Here is a 19,604-nt window from a genome sequence, read left to right as displayed (position 1 = left end):
TCCTGCCCTTATTTAAACTGTTTGAGGAAACGCAAATCGTTTTCGAAGAATGCACGCAGATCGGTCACACCGTAACGCAGCATGGTCAGGCGCTCCATCCCCATCCCAAATGCAAAGCCAGAGTAAACTTCCGGGTCAATACCCACATTGCGTAGAACGTTCGGATGCACCATGCCACAGCCCAGCACTTCCAGCCATTTGCCGTTTTTACCCATGACATCCACTTCTGCGGACGGTTCGGTGAACGGGAAATAGGACGGACGGAAACGGACCTGCAGATCTTCCTCAAAGAAATTGTTCAGGAAATCGTGCAGCGTGCCTTTCAGGTTGGTAAAGCTGATGTTGGTATCAACAATCAGACCTTCCATCTGATGGAACATCGGCGTATGCGTCTGGTCGTAGTCGTTACGGTACACGCGGCCCGGCGCGATAATACGAATCGGCGGCTGCTGTTCTTTCATGGTGCGGATCTGCACGCCAGAAGTTTGCGTACGCAGCAGGCGGGTGGCATCAAACCAGAAAGTGTCGTGGTCAGCGCGTGCCGGATGGTGGCCTGGAATATTCAACGCATCGAAGTTGTGATAGTCATCCTCGATTTCCGGGCCCGTCGCCACGGTAAAGCCAAGCTCACCGAAGAAACTCTCAATGCGATCGATAGTACGAGTGACCGGATGCAGCCCGCCGTTTTCGATGCGGCGCCCCGGCAGGGATACGTCAATGGTTTCCGCAGCCAGGCGCGCGTTTAGGGCGGCATTTTCCAGCTCAAATTTACGCGCGTTCAGCGCCTGCTGGACCTGCTCTTTCGCTTCGTTAATCACCGCCCCCGCAGCCGGGCGCTCTTCTGGCGGCAGTTCACGCAGGGTGGTCATCTGAAGGGTCAGATGCCCTTTTTTACCCAGATATTCAACGCGTACGTTATCTAACGCAGCAACATCTGAGGCATCATTAATGGCTGCCCGTGCACTGGCAACCAGCTCTGCGAGATGTGACATAATTTTCCTCGTTATGTCCTTGTTATTGGACTTTTTACTTAAAATTCAGACACAAAAAAAGCCTCCTGTTGGAGGCTTTTGGCGTTAATTTTCCGTTTCTTCTTTCACGCGCTAGCCTCCCGGAGTCAGGTGCTAAAGTAAAAAAAGAAGCGGAAAATAGCAGCATTCATGCTTGCGTTACCTTGTGTGGTAAAAAGCGGATTACCTTTATTGAAAGGGCTCACCGGGAAAAAGTCAATCATCTGATAATGTTATACCCCAAATAATTCGCTTTGCAGAAAAGCGGCGAGAGTGTGAATTCTCAGAAGCTTACGTAAGTAAGTGACCGGGTGATTAACCTTAGTCTACGCGCATGCAAGGTGAAAAATGACGGGTATAAACGAAAAGAGGGAGCATTGCCCCCTCTTCCACTGACTTATTAAGCCAGAGCTGCTTTCGCTTTTTCGACCAGAGCGGTGAACGCTACTTTGTCGAATACTGCGATATCAGCCAGGATCTTACGGTCGATTTCAACAGAGGCTTTTTTCAGGCCGTTGATGAATTTGCTGTAAGAAATACCGTTCTGACGTGCTGCTGCGTTGATACGCGCAATCCACAGTTGACGGAACTGACGCTTTTTCTGACGACGGTCACGATAAGCGTACTGACCTGCTTTGATAACAGCCTGGAAGGCAACGCGGTAAACGCGTGAACGCGCACCGTAGTAGCCTTTAGCTTGTTTCAAAATTTTCTTGTGACGTGCACGTGCAATTACACCACGTTTTACGCGAGCCATATGTGCTCTCCTGTATCTATTCTAAGTTAAAAAAGTTAAACGTTAACGACTTATGCGTACGGCAGGCACGCGATTACCAGGCCCAGATCGCCTTTGGAAACCATGGCTTTCGGACGCAGGTGACGTTTACGCTTGGTAGCTTTTTTGGTCAGAATATGACGCAGGTTAGCGTGCTTGTGCTTAAAACCACCTTTACCGGTTTTTTTGAAGCGCTTAGCAGCACCGCGTACGGTCTTAATTTTTGGCATTTTAATAACTTCCACTTCGCATTGTTAATAAACGAAACCCAGGCGAACAAAACCTGTGAAGCCCAAAGGCACCACAGGAATTGCTACTTGAAGGCCTTACTGTTTCTTCTTAGGAGCGAGCACCATGATCATCTGGCGGCCTTCGATCTTCGTAGGGAAGGACTCGACTACTGCCAGTTCACTCAGATCGTCACGGACGCGGTTAAGCACTTCCATACCAATCTGTTGGTGGGCCATCTCACGACCGCGGAAACGCAGTGTGATCTTGGCCTTATCGCCATCTTCCAGAAAGCGAACCAGGCTGCGGAGTTTTACCTGGTAGTCGCCATCATCTGTGCCAGGTCGGAATTTAATTTCCTTAACCTGAATAACTTTTTGCTTTTTCTTCTGTTCCTTAGAAGACTTACTCTTTTCATAAAGGAACTTGCCGTAGTCCATGATACGACAAACTGGCGGTTCGGCGTTAGGGCTGATCTCAACTAAATCTACTCCAGCTTCTTCAGCTTTTTCGATAGCTTCTCTCAGACTCACAATCCCCAGTTGCTCACCTTCCAGACCCGTTAAGCGAACTTCCTGGGCGCGAATCTCGCCATTGATACGATTCGGACGTGCCGTTTGAACTCGTTTTCCGCCTTTAATACCTTATTCCTCCAGTTGTTGAAGACTGCGGCTGCGAATCTCTTGTTGCAGCTTCTCAATCACTTCACTTACGTCCAGGCTGCCCAGGTCTTTACCGCGGCGGGTGCGAACGGCAACTTTGCCTGCTTCCACCTCTTTATCACCACAGACCAACATATAAGGGACACGACGTAAAGTGTGCTCGCGGATTTTAAAGCCAATCTTCTCATTTCTCAAGTCTGCTTTTACGCGAATGCCCGCATTTTGTAGTTTCTGCGTCAATTCTTTAACGTAATCCGCCTGAGAATCGGTAATGTTCATCACCACGACCTGAACTGGCGCAAGCCAGGTTGGGAAGAAGCCAGCAAACTCTTCGGTCAGGATGCCGATGAAGCGCTCCAGAGAACCGAGAATTGCACGGTGAATCATGACCGGTACCTGACGCTCGTTGTCTTCGCCAACATAAGAGGCGCTTAAACGCGCAGGAAGAGAGAAGTCCAGCTGTACAGTACCGCACTGCCATGCGCGATCGAGGCAGTCATATAGGGTAAATTCAATTTTCGGACCGTAGAATGCGCCCTCGCCCAGCTGGTATTCGAACGGAATACCGTTCTCTTCCAGCGCCACAGCGAGATCCGCTTCTGCGCGATCCCAGGTCTCATCGCTACCGATACGTTTTTCCGGACGCGTTGAGAGTTTGACCACGATCTTCTCGAAGCCAAAGGTGCTGTACATATCATAGACCATACGAATACAGGCGTTAACTTCATCACGAACCTGATCTTCCGTACAGAAGATATGCGCGTCATCCTGTGTAAAGCCACGAACACGCATCAGACCGTGCAGCGCACCTGATGGTTCGTTACGGTGGCAGCTACCGAACTCCGCCATACGCAGCGGCAGGTCGCGGTAGGATTTCAGACCCTGGTTGAAGATCTGAACGTGGCCCGGGCAGTTCATTGGTTTGATGCAGTATTCACGGTTCTCAGACGAGGTAGTGAACATCGCATCTTTGTAGTTGTCCCAGTGGCCGGTTTTTTCCCACAGCACACGGTCCATCATGAACGGACCTTTCACTTCCTGATACTGATACTCTTTCAGTTTGGAGCGGACAAAGGTTTCCAGTTCACGGAAGATAGTCCAGCCGTCGTTATGCCAGAATACCATGCCCGGCGCTTCTTCCTGCATGTGGTATAAGTCGAGCTGCTTACCGATTTTACGGTGGTCACGTTTCGCCGCCTCTTCCAGGCGTTGCAGGTAGGCGTTCAGAGCCTTTTTATCAGCCCACGCGGTACCATAGATGCGCTGCAACATCTTGTTGTTGCTGTCGCCACGCCAGTAGGCGCCAGCGATTTTCATCAGTTTAAAGTGATGGCAGAAACGCATGTTCGGCACGTGCGGTCCACGGCACATGTCAATGTATTCTTCATGATGGTACAGGCCTGGCTTGTCATCATGAGCAATGTTTTCATCAAGAATAGAAACTTTGTAGCTCTCGCCGCGCTTCACGAAGGTTTCACGCGCTTCGTGCCAGCTGACTTTCTTCTTAATGACGTCATAGTTGGTTTCGGCGAGCTCGTGCATACGTTTTTCGAGCGCGTCGATATCTTCCTGGGTCAGGGTATGGTCAAGGTCGACATCGTAGTAGAAGCCGTTGTCAATAACCGGGCCAATTGCCATTTTGGTGTTCGGCCACAGTTGCTTGATAGCGTGACCCAACAGGTGTGCACAGGAGTGGCGGATGATTTCCAGACCGTCTTCGTCTTTGGCGGTGATGATAGCCAGGGTAGCGTCATTTTCAATCAGATCGGACGCATCAACCAGTTCACCGTTTACACGACCGGCAATCGTCGCTTTCGCAAGGCCCGGACCTATATCCAGAGCCACATCCATTGGGCTAACAGCGTGGTCGTAATGGCGTTGACTACCATCAGGAAGAGTAATTACAGGCATTTCATATCCTTAATTCGCAGTGGTGACCCACACGAAAGATCACATGCAAAATCATATTTCAAATAATTATCAGCAGGTTAGATAAGGTTTTCGTCTTCACTCTGACGAATGCGTACATTAGCGTGTACATAATGCCAAACGTACCCTTCTCTTCTGCTAATAAGCTCACCACAGATAGTACACGTCTAATCAGTATGATAAAAGTTTAGCGTTAATCTCATCACATTACGGAGTCGTCGTTTTCGCCAGGGAGGTTAACGAAATACGTTACACGCATAAACAAAATCACACCTTCCTCTTTCTGCTTTAGTCTTTCCGACATTCTTTCATTTTCTGTTTTTTAAATCTGACGGAATGGCAGTGTTTATGTTCGTTGCGCTTGTTTACGCCAAAAGAAATGTTGATGGTTTACCCGGTGAGATAGAAATCATTCTGGCTGAACTTACAAAGCGAGTACACCAGATATGCCTCGTTACTGAGGTTGAACGTTCAGTCAATGCAGGTGCTCCTGTACAGAGACTGTTCTGAAACTGAAAAGGAGGGATTAAACCTCATGCTTGAGAAAATGATCGATAAAGCAGATATGTGAATAGTGGCTGATTAGACTTATCAATCTGACATTAAAAGAACTGCAACACCGCAGGCCTGAGATGCGGCAGTTAAGGCCTGTAACTATCAGGGGGAAGCGGCAGGCTGCCAGGAATGACGATGTATTAGAATGCTTGCCAATCTCCATCTCTCGCGCCATACCTGCCGCAGCAATTGCAAGTCGAGGAGTCGGCATTATTTTACTGGCCTGTTTTGTCTTTTTCTCTGTACCGGGCAGGCGAAAAACATCTACCATTTTCTGCAGTTTTGTTGACTGATCTTCAGGACTCGTTGCAGCAGCAGAGGACTCCTGCACAAGCGACGAGTTTTGCTGCGTTATGGTATCCATTTCTGTCACGGCCATCGCAATCTGTGCGATCCCCCGGTCCTGTTCAGCGGAGGCTGCTGCTATTTCCTTCATCAAATCGTTGACCTGAATCACCGAACTAACAATACCGCTCATGGTTTGGTCAACCTGGCGTGTCCCCTCTTCATCGACCAACAGGTTTTGTAGGCAACCAAGCCATTTAAATAGCTACCCGCCGACTAATTTCAACAACCTGATCATTAGGTAACTGATAATAATTTATAACATGGGTGCAATTCCGCACCATAAAAGCAAAGCTATTCCGCTGCCATGCAGCCATCCCACATCCATCATCACGCCCTACTATTGTCTCATGACCAACATAATAGGTGGCATCATCAGAGACAAACTGGTCGTTAATCTTTTCAATCTCTTTCATTAATTCAGGAAGATGGGGGCGTTCCATAAAACCATACTGAGCAATAATTCTCCAGCAATCAGGCCTCAGCTCAGTAACGACGAAACGTTGACCAGGATCGACGACCGGCACATTAAGAGTATCGATTGTGACTGATAGGACTTTATTTTGCAAAGCACGGTTTCGCGCGACATGCCAGCGCATTACAGGTGGTGCTTCATTTCGGGTTCGAGTTAAAAAAACAGCCGATCCCGGGACTCGCGGTATCCCTTTCTCTCGAATTTTGATAAAAAAATCATCAATACTCATTCCTTTTTCACTAATAGCCTGCATTGTTGCTTTAACCCCCCGATTCCATACAAACATAACTGTACAAATCATTGCAGCAAGAAGCAGAGGGATATAGCCGCCGTCAATCACTTTGATCATATTTGCCACAAGAAAACTTGTGTCGAGTATGAGAAAAATTGTCGCTATCGAAACACTACAGATGAGGTTCCAGTGCCATATAGTCCGCATTGCTATAAAGAGCAGATATGATGTCATCAGCATGGTCAGGGATACAGCAATACCATATGCTGCGGCGAGGTTATCAGATGACTTAAAGAACAAAGCGAGGCCAACGGTTACAACCATTAATAGCCAGTTTATTGTTCCAATGTAGATTTGGCCGTAATTGTCAGCAGCAGTTTGTTTAATTCGCAAACGAGGCAACCAACCTAGTTGCATTGTCAGTCTGGTCATAGAAAATGCACCCGTGATTATTGCCTGACTGGCTATTATTGTGGCGCACGTTGCCAAAATTATCAGCGGAATCCGCATTGCAGAAGGACACAAAAGGAAAAAAATATTCTGGGTTAAATCAGCACCAGCTAAAATGAGTGCTGACTGACCGGCATAGTTAAGCAGTAAGCTGGGAAAAACCAACCCGAACCAGGCTATCCATATAGGTTTTTTCCCGAAATGCCCCATGTCTGCATAGAGTGCTTCGGCTCCCGTCACACAAAGAAAAACCCCGCCCAGGACCAGAAAGCTGGCCAAACCATCCGAAAAGATAAAATTAATGGCATAGTAAGGATTAACAGCCAACATCACTTTTGGGTTTTGAGCGATACCCAGTATCCCAAGGCCTGCAATTGCGAAAAACCACAATGCCATGATTGGCCCGAAAACTTTACCAATTTTAGCTGTGCCAAAAGGTTGAATAGCGAAAAGGGAAATCAGAATGACGACAGTTGCTGGCAAGACGAAAGACTGAGCTTCCGGTAGAACAATATTTAAACCTTCAAGTGCAGAGAGTACAGAGATAGCTGGAGTAATTGCCCCATCACCATAAATTAGCGCAGCACCCAATAAAGCAGAGAAGATGACCCATCGACTTTTTTTTCCTTTGCTTACTAATAATGACATCAGGGCCATAATCCCTCCCTCGCCATTATTATCAATACGCATAGCAAAAAATGCATACTTAATAGAAGTTACAAGGATCAACGTCCAGATAATCAGCGATAGCAAGCCTAAAATTACAGAAGGGTCTGGGTTATTCCCTGATAGCCATAAAATTGTTTTCAGTGTATATAGTGGGCTTGTTCCAATATCTCCAAAAACTACACCAAGGGCGCTTCCCGCAAGGATGATGCCTCCTGGAGATTTATGGCCGGTAACCGGGTTAGCAGCTAACTCTAGCTTATCCATCAAAATAGTTCCTTAATCACTATGCTACTGCTGTTTCTAGAGTTTCAATGTAATTAATAGGCCAAATAATGCCATCTCAACTTCTTATCTGCCATTGATTATAGCAACCCGAAGACATGATATGAGGCTGACATCACATTGCTATAATATATCGTCTCAAGGAACAATTATTAGGTTCAGTATGTGTGATTGGCCAGAGCCATTTAAAGCCCCTTAAAGCAAATCGCCCATTCCCCTAACGAGAGATTTCCCCGTAAAACGATCAGAGAACAACAACCCGAACGCAGCAAAGAGAACACTGGCTCCATTAGCATGCTTCCTCTCAGCCTGAATCACAGCCTGACCACCCGGGATTTCAATAATGCACGTAGTATCGTCGACATGGCATACTTGTTTTTAATGAAGAATCTCCGCAATGTCATATTCAATATTATCGGCCCACATTAAGACTGTATATTAATACAGAGGATTTTAATTGCGCTCAGATCAACAGGAGCATTTACTATTAAGAGACTAGCGCCTGAATTTGGCTTTTACGTTTTTCGACTTCGGCCATCAGAATAAGAATCGCCTAATGATGCTGGGCTGTCGCCACACCCGCAGCATCAGGACTCAAAATATCTTCAAGTATCGTGCCGTACTCCAGCCTTACACAAAAGATCACATACGGGGTAACCATTTGTTTAGTTGAGATAAATTACGCTTCCACTACCCGACCATTGCTAAATTGGCACGTAATTTGCCACATCAATAAAAGCCATCATGGCTCACAAAAAGAATCTCAGGAAGCCTCAAAACCAAGCGCACGGATAACTTCCGCCATGGCCTGTTTGGTTAATTCCGTACGCGGTACACGCTGATTCGCCAGCATCGTTCGCACCATCCCGGCGATAACCACATGTTTGGGCTCCTGGCCAAGGTCTCGCATCTCAAGTACGACTTTTCCGACAACCCGGCACATTTCTTCGTATAACTCGGCATCTTTTGTTTTACCCATTCACTCCCCCATGAGGTGATCACGACTTTCGGTAGTTGGTCATTCTTTTGTTATTCCTTAATAATACTGGATATCTACAGCAAGGCGATCATCACAATAAGGAAATGTCGATGCCATTTAGCGCACAAGAACGTACGGCCCTGCTCGCCTGTAACGGTGTCGGTCCGAAGGTAATTGAACGTCTGGAGCAAATGGGATTTAGCTCACTGCATCAACTCAGTGGCGCAGTCGTTGACGATATCCTCGCCCAGGGGGCCGCGCTCGTCGGGTCAACCTGCTGGAAAAACAGTCCGCAGGCAAAAGCCGCGATCAGCAATGCCATTGCGCTGGCAAAAACAACATATATGGGGAAATAAAGGGCCGGAGAACCCGGCCCAGTGCGGTTACATCTTGTAGCCGAGGGAGACCGTGGTTCGACGATCGGTATGCTCTGGCGCTGAGGATGGCGGCTGAGAGTTCCAGGTCACGTTGTATGCCACTTTCAGACCAAAGTGGTCATTAATAGCAACATTTAACGCAGTCTCAGAGTTCAGCGTCGTGTCATCTGAACCAAACACAGAGACACCCTGCGTGAATTTGGCGTTGTCGGTCATCTGCCAGGTATAAGTACCGGAAGCATAGCCCAGGCCTTGCGTTTTGGTGTCCCCGTCAGTGTATTCGTCGTAACGAACACCGGGACCAAATTCAAAGCGGAAACTGTGCACCGGACCATTGAGGAACTGACGACCGTAACCAGCGGTCAGAACGTCACGCTCACGATAACCGTTGTAGCGATCGGTCAACCAACTCGCCTGGCCAAACAGATAATCGTAATCCGTCATGTTGTAACGGCTACGTCCACCTGCGGAATATTTCTCTGAGGAACGCTCATCATTTGATGAGGTGTTGCTCGCGGTTCCCCATAAAGACCATGCGGTAGTTGAGCCATACCAGGTCAGGGTGGAGTCCGCAGTCAGAGAAGAACTGGTGGTATTGCCAGACTGGGCCAGGTAACCACCGTTAACGCTACCTTCAAACGGTTTCTTGGCGGTGGAAGGGTCATCCATAACAGTAAAAACGGTGTCATCTGCGGCAGCATTCAACGACGCAAGCACGCCTCCCGCGAGAACAATCAGCACGGGTACTGTCTTAAAAAGCTTCATTTATTAGGAGTCCGAACAACAAAAAAAGAGACCGTAACGGTCCCGGAAACTTTCAGGTGGATCAACGACCGACGGTCCATTGAAAGGTAACAAATTATAAAAAGTGCCGTTAAACATAGCAATGAATTCTTATTTCATTTTTTGAATAAGACAGATCTCAAATAGACATTAAATGTCTAAAAGTTTCATCTCAACTTATCGGAAATTCATATTCCAAATCATCGTGTTATTTACATTGCCTTCTGCGTATCAGATGCCAGAATTAATACACTCACCGTAAAAGGAGATCATTATGGTATCGGTTTATACCCTGACGCTGGCCCCTTCCCTCGATAGCGCGACGCTTACGCCACACATTTACCCGGAAGGGAAACTCCGCTGTAGCGCGCCCGTCTTTGAACCCGGCGGCGGCGGGATTAACGTCGCACGCGCCATTGCCCATCTGGGTGGAAAAGCAACGGCGATTTTCCCGGCAGGTGGTGCAACAGGCGAACACTTAACGGCGCTGCTCGCCGATGAACATGTTCCCACGCAATGCGTCGAAACGCACGACTGGACCCGGCAAAACCTGCATGTCCACGTTGAGACCAGCGGTGAGCAATACCGTTTTGTGATGCCTGGCGCCACCCTGACCGTTGATGAATTCCGCCGACTGGAAGAGAAAGTGCTCGCCATTGAGAGCGGCGCGATCCTTGTGATTAGCGGTAGCCTGCCGCCAGGTATTGACGTGACAAAACTGACGCAATTGATTAAGGCCGCCCAACAAAAAGGGATCCGCTGCATTGTCGACAGCTCGGGAGATGCCCTTTCCGCTGCGCTCGATATCGGCAATATCGAGCTGGTCAAACCGAACCAAAAAGAACTCAGCGCCCTGGCAGGCCGCGAATTGACGCAACCGGATGACGTGCAGAATGCGGCAAAAGAGATTGTTCGTCAGGGTAAAGCGCTGAGAGTCGTGGTTTCTCTCGGTCCACAGGGCGCGCTGGCCGTCGATGGCAACCAGTGTGTCCAGGTTGTGCCGCCACCGATGAAAAGCCAGAGCACTGTGGGCGCAGGCGACAGTATGGTCGGCGCGATGACGCTAAAACTTGCCGAAGGCGCGTCGCTTGAAGACATGGTCAAGTTCGGTGTTGCTGCCGGGAGTGCTGCAACGATCAATCAGGGGACAAAATTGTGTTCCCGCGCCGACACACAAAAAATCTACGATTACCTGCGTAATCTCTGAAAATGCGCCCTCGCCTTACCGCGGGGGCATCACCTCGACTGGCGGCAGTCGACAAATCCCCTTCGCCGACTATGCTAAAAAAATTCAGGATAACAATGAGGTGAATTATGAGCAGTGACGGTATTACCCGCTACGTGGTCACCGTGAAATTTCACGAACAGAGCCTGGCTGAAATCAATGAACTGAATAACCAATTTACGCGCGCCGGATTTCTGCTGACGCTCACAGACGAAGAAGGCAAAGTCCATGACCTTGGGACAAATACCTTCGGCCTTATTAGCCCACTGAGCGAACAAGAGGTCAGTGAACTGGCCAGTGGTCTTGCAGATAGCGTCGTGAGCGCAAAGCCTGACATCAGTGTTGCAACCTGGGAAGAATGGCAAAAACAGACACAATAAGTGCCATTGCCCGTCCCAGGATGCGCAGGTGTGCGTTGGTTCGTATTTTTCCAGGGTATTAGTGCGCTAACCTTATGATCTGGCTGATAACATGGGGGGACATATCATGTGGCAAGCAATTAGTCGTCTGTTAAGCGAACAACTCGGTGATGGTGAGATCGAACAGCGTGACGAGTTGCCAGGTGGAGAAATCCATGCTGCATGGCACCTGCGTTATGGCGGTCAGGATCTGTTTGTAAAATGCGATGAACGGGAATTACTGCCCATTTTCACCGCAGAAGCTGACCAGCTTGAACTGCTCTCCCGCAGTAATACGGTACGCGTACCCAAAGTCCTGGCTGTCGGCAGTGACCGCGACTACAGCTTCTTGGTCATGGAATATCTCCCGGCCCGTCCTCTCGATGCCCACAGCGCTTTTTTACTCGGCCAGCAGCTGGCACGGCTGCATGAGTGGAGCGATCAACCGCAGTTCGGTCTTGATTTTGATAACGATTTGTCGACAACACCGCAACCCAATGCCTGGCAACGCCGCTGGTCAACTTTCTTTGCCGAGCAACGTATCGGCTGGCAGCTGGAGCTGGCGGCAGAAAAAGGGCTGGAGTTTGGTAATATCGACGCCATAGTCGAACATGTTCAGCAGCGCCTTGCTTCGCACCAGCCTCAGGCATCCCTGCTCCATGGCGATCTGTGGTCAGCAAACTGCGCGCTTGGTCCGGACGGCCCGTTTATTTACGATCCGGCGTGTTACTGGGGAGACAGAGAATGTGATCTGGCGATGCTCCCGCTACATCCGGATCAGCCACCGCAAATTTATGATGGCTACCAGTCCGTATCCCCCTTACCCGGTGATTTCCTCGACCGTCAGCCCGTGTACCAGCTTTACACCCTCTTTAACCGGGCGATTTTGTTCGGTGGGCAGCATCTGGTAACGGCGCAAAAAGCGCTGGAGCGGGTACTTGCCGCATGACGGAACGATAAGGCCACCCAGAGGTGGCCTTAGTTCAAAGGAAGCCGAGCAGAGAGAAAAAGAAGTAACCTGCGACGATACAAATAACAGGCAGGACATAGAGCGGGAAAATCTGCAGGAAGATGGTGTGATGCGGCACGACAATACGCGCTTCAATCTCTTCGCGTGATAGCCCTTCGGCACCTTTTGCTTTTTCCAGAATCAGTTGATCCTCAAGGTTTTCACGCAGAAAACGTGTCTGACGACTCATCCTTGCCCCGGAGGCCTGCAGCGCCAGCCCGACAAAAATCAGCACGAAAATAATCCAGAAACCGATATTAAGCTGATGGTGAAAATCCGGCGTGGGAGAGTTGTACCAGAAAAAATTGAGGAATGGCGTGTTAAACCGCATCATCTCAATCATCACATGGGCGAAATCCAGCATAACGGCATTGATGCCAGGCTGTTTTTCACTGTGGTCGTACATAAACTTAAGTACTGAAATAATTGTCGAAATCACCGATGGGATAAAAATAACCCACCCCAGGACGCGTTTTAGGATGGCAATGCGTCCAGCTTGTTGATACGTCATGGATTCCCCTTGTGAGACGTTCCGTTTTCCGCCTAAGTCTACCCTCTCATATTCATTTTCGCCCGTTCTTTAAAGACGGTATGATGGCCTTCTGACCATAAAAAGTGTTTCTCCCTGTGTTCTGACGCAAAAAAGAGAGGTGTTAATGTCTGCCCCGCGACAAATACTCGCTGCCATTTTCGATATGGATGGATTAATTATGGACTCAGAGCCACTCTGGGATCGTGCTGAACTGGAAGTCATGGCAAGCCTGGGGGTTGATATTACCCGCCGAGATGAGCTACCGGATACCCTTGGCCTGCGCATTGATGTGGTTGTTGGCCTCTGGTTTGCACGGCAACCCTGGAGCGGTCCGGACTGCGATGAGGTAACCCATCGCATCATCAGTCGTGCCATTACTTTGGTGGAGGAGACGCGTCCACTGCTGCCAGGCGCGCGCGAAGCGATTGCTTTGTGCAAAGCCAGCGGTCTGAAAGTGGGTCTGGCCTCGGCATCACCGCTGCATATGCTGGAAAAAACGCTCACGCTGTTTGGCCTGCGCGATAATTTCGATGCGCTGGCGTCGGCAGAAAAACTGCCATACAGCAAACCCCATCCGCAGGTTTATCTGGACTGCGCCGCAAAGCTTGGTGTTGACCCGCTCGCCTGCGTGGCGCTGGAAGATTCCGTCAATGGAATGATCGCCAGTAAAGCCGCCCGGATGCGTTCTATTGTCGTGCCAGCCGAGGAAAACCGTGATGATCCACGCTATGCGCTGGCCGATGTGAAGTTATCCAGCCTTGATGCGCTCACCCTGACGCATCTTTGCGGCTAAGCTTCGTCACCAGAGATAGTCTGTACTGTCTCTGGCTTTTATTTTTAAAACATCGTTTCAATTTATTTGTAATTCTCCCTTTCTGCCCCTATTCTCATCTCAGGCAATATGACAATAACCAGGACCTGGGGGAATTATGATTCTTGATGCCTTTTCGCTTGCAAATAAAGTCGCTATTGTCACCGGTTGCGATACCGGGCTGGGACAAGGAATGGCGCTGGGGCTTGCCGAAGCAGGTTGCCATATTGTTGGCGTTGGCCGTAAGCGACCACAAGAGACCGCCGAACAAGTGACTGCGTTGGGCCGTAAGTTCCTTGCTATCCAGGCCGACCTCGGCAAACAAGACTGTATTAATGACATCGTCAGTAAGACCGTCTCGCAGTTGGGTCGCATTGATATTTTGCTCAATAACGCCGGGACTATCCGCCGCTGCGATGCACTCGAATTTAGCGAGAAAGACTGGGACGATGTGATGAACCTCAACGTCAAAACGGTCTTCTTTCTCTCCCAGGCCGTCGCCCGTCAGTTTATTGCCCAGGGCGACGGCGGGAAAATCATTAATATTGCTTCTATGCTCTCGTTTCAGGGCGGAATCCGCGTGCCGTCGTATACGGCGTCCAAAAGTGGAGTTCTCGGATTGACCCGCCTGCTGGCCAATGAATGGGCATCGCACAACATTAATGTTAATGCCATTGCTCCTGGTTATATGGCTACCGATAACACCCAGGCTCTGCGGGAAGACGCAGAGCGTAACCAGGAAATTGTTGATCGCATTCCGGCGGGACGCTGGGGAAAGCCGGATGACCTCAAAGGCCCGGCGGTCTTTCTGGCCTCTGCGGCCTCTGACTATATTAATGGCTACACCCTCGCCGTGGACGGTGGCTGGCTGGCGCGCTAAATGTCACTCTTGTGACAAAGAGTTACACCGTCACCTCTTCCGCCTACTGTATAAAAACCCTATACTGTATGCATCGACAGTTTAGCGAGTTTTATCATGACGGCGGAAGGACACCTGCTTTTTTCCATTGCCTGTGCGGTGTTTGCCAAAAATGCCGAATTGACGCCTGTGCTGGCACACGGGGATTGGTGGCATATCGTTCCGTCAGCCATTCTGACCTGTCTTCTACCCGATATTGACCACCCGAAGTCGTTTCTTGGGCAGCGGCTAAAGTGGGTTTCAAAACCCGTGGCCCGCATGTTCGGTCACCGGGGATTTACCCATAGTCTTCTGGCTGTATTTATTGGTTTAACCCTGTTCTATCTCAAAGTGCCCGACAGCTGGATTATCCCGGCAGATGCACTGCAGGGGATGGTTCTGGGTTATTTGAGCCATATTCTTGCCGATATGATAACCCCTGCGGGCGTCCCGCTTCTGTGGCCCTGTCGCTGGCGATTTCGTCTGCCATTACTCTCACCGCAGCGCGGTAATCAACTGGAACGTGTGTTATGCATGGCGCTGTTTACCTGGGCGCTGTGGATGCCGCAGACATTGCCCGATAACAGTGCAGTGCGTTGGTCATCGCAGATGATTAATTTGCTGCAAAACCAGTTCAATCGCTTTATTCATCACCAGACTGACCATTAAATCGGCACTTTCTACCCTTACGGCATAATACATTCCATTTGGATATAAGACTTGCGAACCTCTTCTGCTAACCTTCCGCCATTGGCTGACCTTTGGATGCCGGCCTTATAATGAGATCAGGAGAACGGGGATGAACTTTCCTTTAATCGCAAACGTTGTGGTGTTCGTCGCACTGCTGCTGTTGCTGGCGCAAACGCGTCACAAAAAGTGGAGTCTGGCAAAAAAAGTACTGGCCGGTTTAGGGCTGGGCGTGGTGTTTGGCCTGGCGTTGCAGGCTATCTACGGCTCGGATAATCCGATACTGAAGAATTCTATTCAGTGGTTTAACGTGGTCGGTAACGGCTACGTGCAGCTGCTGCAAATGATTGTTATGCCGCTGGTTTTTGCTTCTATTCTGAGTGCCGTTGCACGCCTGCACAACGCCTCTCAGTTGGGGAAAATTAGTTTTTTAACCATCGGCACCCTGCTGTTTACAACCATGATTTCAGCGCTGGTTGGCGTCATGATGACCAACCTCTTCGGTCTGACCGCCGAGGGGCTGGTTCAGGGTTCCGCCGAAACGGCGCGTCTGACGGCGATTCAGACCAACTACGTGGGCAAAGTGGCCGATCTGAGCGTACCGCAGCTACTGTTGTCGTTTGTACCGAAGAACCCCTTTGCCGATCTGACGGGTGCAAACCCAACCTCCATTATCAGCGTCGTGATTTTCGCCGCGTTCCTGGGTGTCGCCGCCCTGAAACTGCTCAAAGATGATGCGCCGAAAGGCGAACGTGTTCTCATCGCCATTGATACGCTGCAAAGCTGGGTGATGAAACTGGTGCGTCTGGTGATGCAACTGACGCCGTACGGCGTACTGGCGCTGATGACCAAAGTGGTAGCCGGTTCTAACATTCAGGACATTATTAAGCTCGGCAGTTTTGTTATCGCCTCTTATATTGGTCTTGGCATTATGTTTGTGGTGCATGGCCTACTGCTGGGTGTCAATGGCATCAGCCCGCTGAAATACTTCCGCAAAGTATGGCCCGTACTGACCTTCGCCTTCACCAGCCGTTCCAGCGCCGCGTCTATTCCGCTAAATGTGGAAGCGCAGACTCGTCGCCTGGGCGTACCTGAGTCTATCGCCAGCTTCTCCGCCTCGTTCGGCGCAACCATCGGTCAGAACGGCTGTGCAGGCCTCTACCCGGCAATGCTGGCGGTCATGGTTGCCCCGACAGTCGGCATCAACCCGCTGGATCCGATGTGGATTGCGACCCTGGTCGGTATCGTGACGGTCAGTTCCGCAGGCGTTGCGGGTGTAGGCGGCGGTGCGACCTTCGCCGCACTGATTGTGCTGCCTGCGATGGGTTTACCGGTTACGCTGGTTGCACTGCTGATTTCGGTGGAACCGCTGATCGACATGGGGCGTACCGCGCTTAATGTCAGCGGCTCAATGACCGCAGGTACACTGACCAGCCAGTGGCTTAAGCAGACGGACAAAACCATCCTGAACAGTGAAGAGGACGCCGAACTGGCACATCGCTAATTTCGCGTCATCAGAAACGAAAACCGCCTGACACATCATTGCAGGCGGTTTTTTTTATTCGTCGATTTCGCCTTCCTGGCGAATCTGCGTTGCCCAGCGCTGAGCGGCTTCAGGCACGCTAAAAACAGGTGAACGCGTAAAACGCTCGCCCTGCAACACGAAGGCCACATATTTTCCGCGCAATAACCAGACGTCACGAAACCCGTCAACCTTCACAGCATGTTCAGGGGGTGCAGGCTCGATACGGGGTACATAGCTGATAACACGACGGTTTTGATGGCGCAAAGGTTTCATAAGCGAAGAGTTCACAAAAACGAATTCCACTAACACGAAAGTCCTATCATAGCCGATCGTCACCCCGCGCGTCGCCTCCGGACTGATTTTCTGCGGTTTTTTGCCGTCTTATCTGCCCTCCCGTCGCCGTTGCGCCTGAGTATCGCCCTGAGTTGTTCTATAGTTAGAAGGGTTTTGCCAAAGCAACGACAATTTTTCAGCAATGAAAACAGGAGAACATACTCAATGTCGGATAAAGAACAAAACCCTAAAAATCATCAATCACCGGTGCATGATGCAAGTGAGTCAAAGCCCGGTCTGGATTCGCTGGCACCGGCGGACGGTTCCCATCGCCCTTCCCCACATCTCTCCGCGCCCGGCGAGCAACCCACCGCGCCAGGCAGTTTAAAGGCCCCTAACACTGCCAATGAGAAACTCACCGCGCTGGAAGCCTTTCGTAAGGGCAGTGAAAATTTTCCACTGACGACGAATCAGGGCGTACGCATCGCTGATGATCAGAACTCACTGCGGGCAGGCACGCGGGGACCGACGCTGCTGGAAGACTTCATCCTGCGTGAAAAGATCACCCATTTCGACCATGAGCGCATTCCTGAGCGTATCGTCCACGCACGGGGTTCTGCCGCCCATGGCTATTTCCAGCCTTACGAAAATTTATCGGCCATCACCAGGGCGGATTTCCTCTCAGACCCGGAGAAAATCACCCCGGTATTTGTACGCTTTTCCACAGTTCAGGGGGGAGCGGGCTCCGCCGATACCGTGCGTGATATTCGTGGCTTTGCCACCAAGTTTTACACCGAAGAGGGGATCTTCGATTTGGTGGGCAACAACACGCCCGTCTTTTTTATTCAGGATGCGCATAAATTCCCGGATTTTGTTCATGCAGTAAAACCAGAGCCCCACTGGGCAATTCCCCAGGGGCAGAGCGCTCATGACACCTTCTGGGATTATGTCTCTCTGCAGCCAGAGACATTGCATAATGTCATGTGGGCGATGTCTGACCGAGGGATCCCTCGCAGCTATCGCACCATGGAAGGTTTCGGTATTCATACTTTTCGTATGATCAATGCCGAAGGCAAGGCCACGTTTGTGCGTTTTCACTGGAAACCGCTGGCGGGTAAAGCCTCTCTGGTGTGGGATGAGTCGCAGAAATTGACCGGACGTGACCCCGATTTTCATCGCCGCGATCTGTGGGAAGCGATTGAAGCGGGTGATTACCCGGAATATGAACTCGGATTACAGCTCATTCCAGAAGAAGACGAATTTAAGTTTGATTTTGATCTCCTCGACCCAACGAAACTGATCCCGGAAGAGCTGGTGCCGGTGAAACGGGTGGGCAAAATGGTGCTCAACCGTAATCCGGATAATTTCTTTGCCGAAAACGAGCAGGCAGCGTTCCATCCCGGCCATATTGTTCCAGGCCTCGATTTCTCTAACGATCCCCTGCTGCAGGGACGTCTGTTTTCCTATACGGATACGCAAATTAGCCGCCTTGGTGGACCAAACTTTCATGAGATCCCGATAAACCGTCCTGGCTGCCCGTACCATAATTTCCAGCGCGACGGCATGCATCGGATGGATATCGACACCAACCCGGCAAATTACGAACCCAATTCGATTAATGATAACTGGCCGCGCGAGACGCCGCCTGGTCCCAAACGGGGCGGATTTGAGTCGTACCAGGAACGGGTCGAAGGCGGTAAAATTCGCGAACGTAGCCCTTCATTTGCAGAATATTATGCGCATCCTCGCCTGTTCTGGTTAAGCCAGACGCCATTCGAACAGCAGCATATTATTGATGCTTTCAGCTTCGAGCTGAGTAAAGTCGTGCGCGAATACATTCGTGAACGGGTGGTTGACCAACTGGCGCATATTGACGTGCATCTGGCCAATGCCGTCGCCGGGAATCTCGGCATTACGTTAAGTGAAGAACAACGCAACGTCGCGCCGCCGAAAGACGTTAACGGCCTGAAAAAAGATCCCTCGCTCAGCCTCTATGCCATCCCGGAGGGTTCCATAAAAGGTCGTGTCGTTGCCGTGTTGCTGAATGATAAAACGCGTGCCAGCGATGTGCTCAATATTCTGCAACGTCTTAAGGCAGAAGGCGTGCACGCAAAACTGCTCTATTCCCGAATGGGCAATGTGGTTGCCGATGATGGTTCAGTATTACCTGTCGCAGGAACCTTTGCGGGCGCACCGTCGCTGACCGTTGATGGTGTCATTGTGCCGGGCGGCGATCTCAGCCAGCTCGTGAATAATGGCGATGCGCTTTACTATCTTCTGGAAGCCTACAAACATTTAAAACCCATTACGCTGCTGGGCGATGCCCGTCAATTCAGCTCCGTTTTACAGGTTGGTACGCAGGGTGAAGAAGGTGTGGTACAGGCCGACGATGCCGCGGGTAGCAGCATGGACGATTTTCTCGGATTGTTGCGCGCGCACCGTATCTGGTCACGCATGAGTAAAATCGCCAGTATTCCTGCCTGATAAACGCGCAC

Annotated in this window: 21 protein-coding genes, 1 pseudogene and 1 other annotated feature; of the genes and pseudogenes, 10 read left to right on the top strand and 12 right to left on the bottom strand. The window is 50.3% G+C overall.

What is annotated here, in order from left to right; genetic code table 11:
- Positions 1-8: 8 nt before the first annotated feature.
- The 6 genes from pheS to thrS form a co-directional block, all read right to left on the bottom strand.
- Positions 9-992: a phenylalanine--tRNA ligase subunit alpha gene (gene pheS, locus L2097_RS04595; protein ID WP_047369988.1), complete on the bottom strand. Its 984-nt coding sequence runs from the start codon at positions 990-992 to the stop codon at positions 9-11.
- Positions 993-1,043: 51 nt separating this feature from the next.
- Positions 1,044-1,167, bottom strand: a sequence feature (Phe leader region).
- On the bottom strand, positions 1,118-1,162 hold the full coding sequence (gene pheM / locus L2097_RS04590; RefSeq protein WP_001386830.1) for a pheST operon leader peptide PheM: 45 nt from the start codon (positions 1,160-1,162) through the stop codon (positions 1,118-1,120). Its footprint overlaps the feature before it by 45 nt.
- A 243-nt stretch (positions 1,168-1,410) precedes the next feature.
- Entirely contained in the window at positions 1,411-1,767 is a 357-nt protein-coding gene (rplT, locus tag L2097_RS04585; protein WP_013366084.1) for a 50S ribosomal protein L20, read from the bottom strand.
- A 50-nt stretch (positions 1,768-1,817) separates the two neighbouring features.
- On the bottom strand, positions 1,818-2,015 hold the full coding sequence (rpmI, locus tag L2097_RS04580; RefSeq protein ID WP_001124225.1) for a 50S ribosomal protein L35: 198 nt from the start codon (positions 2,013-2,015) through the stop codon (positions 1,818-1,820).
- 96 nt (positions 2,016-2,111) lie between these two features.
- Entirely contained in the window at positions 2,112-2,654 is a 543-nt protein-coding gene (gene infC, locus L2097_RS04575) for a translation initiation factor IF-3 (protein WP_071845866.1), read from the bottom strand.
- Between the two features lie 3 nt (positions 2,655-2,657).
- On the bottom strand, positions 2,658-4,586 hold the full coding sequence (gene thrS, locus L2097_RS04570; protein ID WP_047369987.1) for a threonine--tRNA ligase: 1,929 nt from the start codon (positions 4,584-4,586) through the stop codon (positions 2,658-2,660).
- Between the two features lie 366 nt (positions 4,587-4,952).
- Between thrS and L2097_RS04565 the strand changes: the two are divergent.
- Positions 4,953-5,175 (top strand): annotated as a pseudogene (locus tag L2097_RS04565) (DinI family protein).
- On the opposite strand, the gene L2097_RS25860 reads toward L2097_RS04565, so the two are convergent.
- The 3 genes from L2097_RS25860 to fumD all read right to left on the bottom strand — a co-directional run bounded on the left by L2097_RS25860 (position 5,131) and on the right by fumD (position 8,591).
- The gene (locus L2097_RS25860) at positions 5,131-5,637 is read right to left on the bottom strand and encodes a hypothetical protein (RefSeq protein ID WP_502799287.1); all 507 of its coding nucleotides are present in this window, start codon (positions 5,635-5,637) and stop codon (positions 5,131-5,133) included. The pseudogene L2097_RS04565 and the gene L2097_RS25860 sit on opposite strands and share 45 nt — an antisense overlap.
- 64 nt (positions 5,638-5,701) lie before the next feature.
- Positions 5,702-7,594, bottom strand: a complete 1,893-nt coding sequence (locus L2097_RS04555) for a potassium transporter Kup (protein WP_250352213.1) — start codon at positions 7,592-7,594, stop codon at positions 5,702-5,704.
- Between the two features lie 781 nt (positions 7,595-8,375).
- A complete protein-coding gene (fumD, locus tag L2097_RS04550; protein WP_047369986.1) occupies positions 8,376-8,591 on the bottom strand; it encodes a fumarate hydratase FumD in 216 nt (71 codons plus the stop codon).
- Between the two features lie 110 nt (positions 8,592-8,701).
- Between fumD and L2097_RS04545 the strand changes: the two genes are divergently transcribed.
- Positions 8,702-8,947, top strand: a complete 246-nt coding sequence (locus L2097_RS04545) for a helix-hairpin-helix domain-containing protein (RefSeq protein ID WP_250352212.1) — start codon at positions 8,702-8,704, stop codon at positions 8,945-8,947.
- Positions 8,948-8,974: 27 nt separating this feature from the next.
- On the opposite strand, the gene L2097_RS04540 is transcribed toward L2097_RS04545, so the two are convergent.
- Positions 8,975-9,733 (bottom strand): DUF481 domain-containing protein, encoded by a 759-nt coding sequence (locus L2097_RS04540; protein ID WP_085006330.1) that lies wholly within the window; start codon positions 9,731-9,733, stop codon positions 8,975-8,977.
- Positions 9,734-10,025: 292 nt separating this feature from the next.
- On the opposite strand from L2097_RS04540, the gene pfkB reads away from it, so the two are divergent.
- The 3 genes from pfkB (at position 10,026) to L2097_RS04525 (ending at position 12,323) form a co-directional block, all read left to right on the top strand.
- Positions 10,026-10,958: a 6-phosphofructokinase II gene (gene pfkB, locus L2097_RS04535; RefSeq protein ID WP_250352211.1), complete on the top strand. Its 933-nt coding sequence runs from the start codon at positions 10,026-10,028 to the stop codon at positions 10,956-10,958.
- Between the two features lie 107 nt (positions 10,959-11,065).
- Positions 11,066-11,356 (top strand): type V toxin-antitoxin system endoribonuclease antitoxin GhoS, encoded by a 291-nt coding sequence (gene ghoS, locus L2097_RS04530; RefSeq protein WP_085006332.1) that lies wholly within the window; start codon positions 11,066-11,068, stop codon positions 11,354-11,356.
- Positions 11,357-11,462: 106 nt separating this feature from the next.
- Positions 11,463-12,323, top strand: a complete 861-nt coding sequence (locus tag L2097_RS04525) for a fructosamine kinase family protein (protein WP_047369981.1) — start codon at positions 11,463-11,465, stop codon at positions 12,321-12,323.
- A 34-nt stretch (positions 12,324-12,357) separates the two neighbouring features.
- Here the strand turns inward: L2097_RS04525 and L2097_RS04520 are convergent, their stop codons facing one another.
- Complete coding sequence (locus L2097_RS04520) at positions 12,358-12,894, bottom strand: YniB family protein (protein WP_047369980.1); 537 nt, start codon at positions 12,892-12,894, stop codon at positions 12,358-12,360.
- Positions 12,895-13,039: 145 nt separating this feature from the next.
- Between L2097_RS04520 and hxpB the strand changes: the two genes are divergently transcribed.
- The 4 genes from hxpB (at position 13,040) to L2097_RS04500 (ending at position 16,815) form a co-directional block, all read left to right on the top strand.
- Positions 13,040-13,708 carry a hexitol phosphatase HxpB gene (gene hxpB, locus L2097_RS04515; protein ID WP_250352210.1) on the top strand — a complete coding sequence of 223 codons (669 nt, stop codon included), beginning with the start codon at positions 13,040-13,042 and terminating at the stop codon, positions 13,706-13,708.
- A 136-nt stretch (positions 13,709-13,844) separates the two neighbouring features.
- The gene (gene kduD, locus L2097_RS04510; protein ID WP_142518162.1) at positions 13,845-14,606 is read left to right on the top strand and encodes a 2-dehydro-3-deoxy-D-gluconate 5-dehydrogenase KduD; all 762 of its coding nucleotides are present in this window, start codon (positions 13,845-13,847) and stop codon (positions 14,604-14,606) included.
- Between the two features lie 96 nt (positions 14,607-14,702).
- Positions 14,703-15,293 carry a metal-dependent hydrolase gene (locus L2097_RS04505; protein WP_047369977.1) on the top strand — a complete coding sequence of 197 codons (591 nt, stop codon included), beginning with the start codon at positions 14,703-14,705 and terminating at the stop codon, positions 15,291-15,293.
- A gap of 130 nt (positions 15,294-15,423) precedes the next feature.
- Positions 15,424-16,815 (top strand): L-cystine transporter, encoded by a 1,392-nt coding sequence (locus L2097_RS04500; RefSeq protein ID WP_250352209.1) that lies wholly within the window; start codon positions 15,424-15,426, stop codon positions 16,813-16,815.
- Between the two features lie 54 nt (positions 16,816-16,869).
- On the opposite strand, the gene cedA is transcribed toward L2097_RS04500, so the two are convergent.
- Positions 16,870-17,124 carry a cell division activator CedA gene (gene cedA / locus L2097_RS04495; RefSeq protein ID WP_071845984.1) on the bottom strand — a complete coding sequence of 85 codons (255 nt, stop codon included), beginning with the start codon at positions 17,122-17,124 and terminating at the stop codon, positions 16,870-16,872.
- A gap of 210 nt (positions 17,125-17,334) precedes the next feature.
- Between cedA and katE the strand changes: the two genes are divergently transcribed.
- Positions 17,335-19,593: a catalase HPII gene (gene katE, locus L2097_RS04490; protein ID WP_250352208.1), complete on the top strand. Its 2,259-nt coding sequence runs from the start codon at positions 17,335-17,337 to the stop codon at positions 19,591-19,593.
- The last annotated feature ends 11 nt before the right edge of the window (positions 19,594-19,604 follow it).

This window comes from Citrobacter sp. MNAZ 1397, from assembly GCF_023613995.1.
GTDB lineage: Bacteria > Pseudomonadota > Gammaproteobacteria > Enterobacterales > Enterobacteriaceae > Phytobacter > Phytobacter ursingii.
Note: the sequence above shows the minus strand (reverse complement) of the source record. Positions and strands in the feature narration are given on the sequence as shown.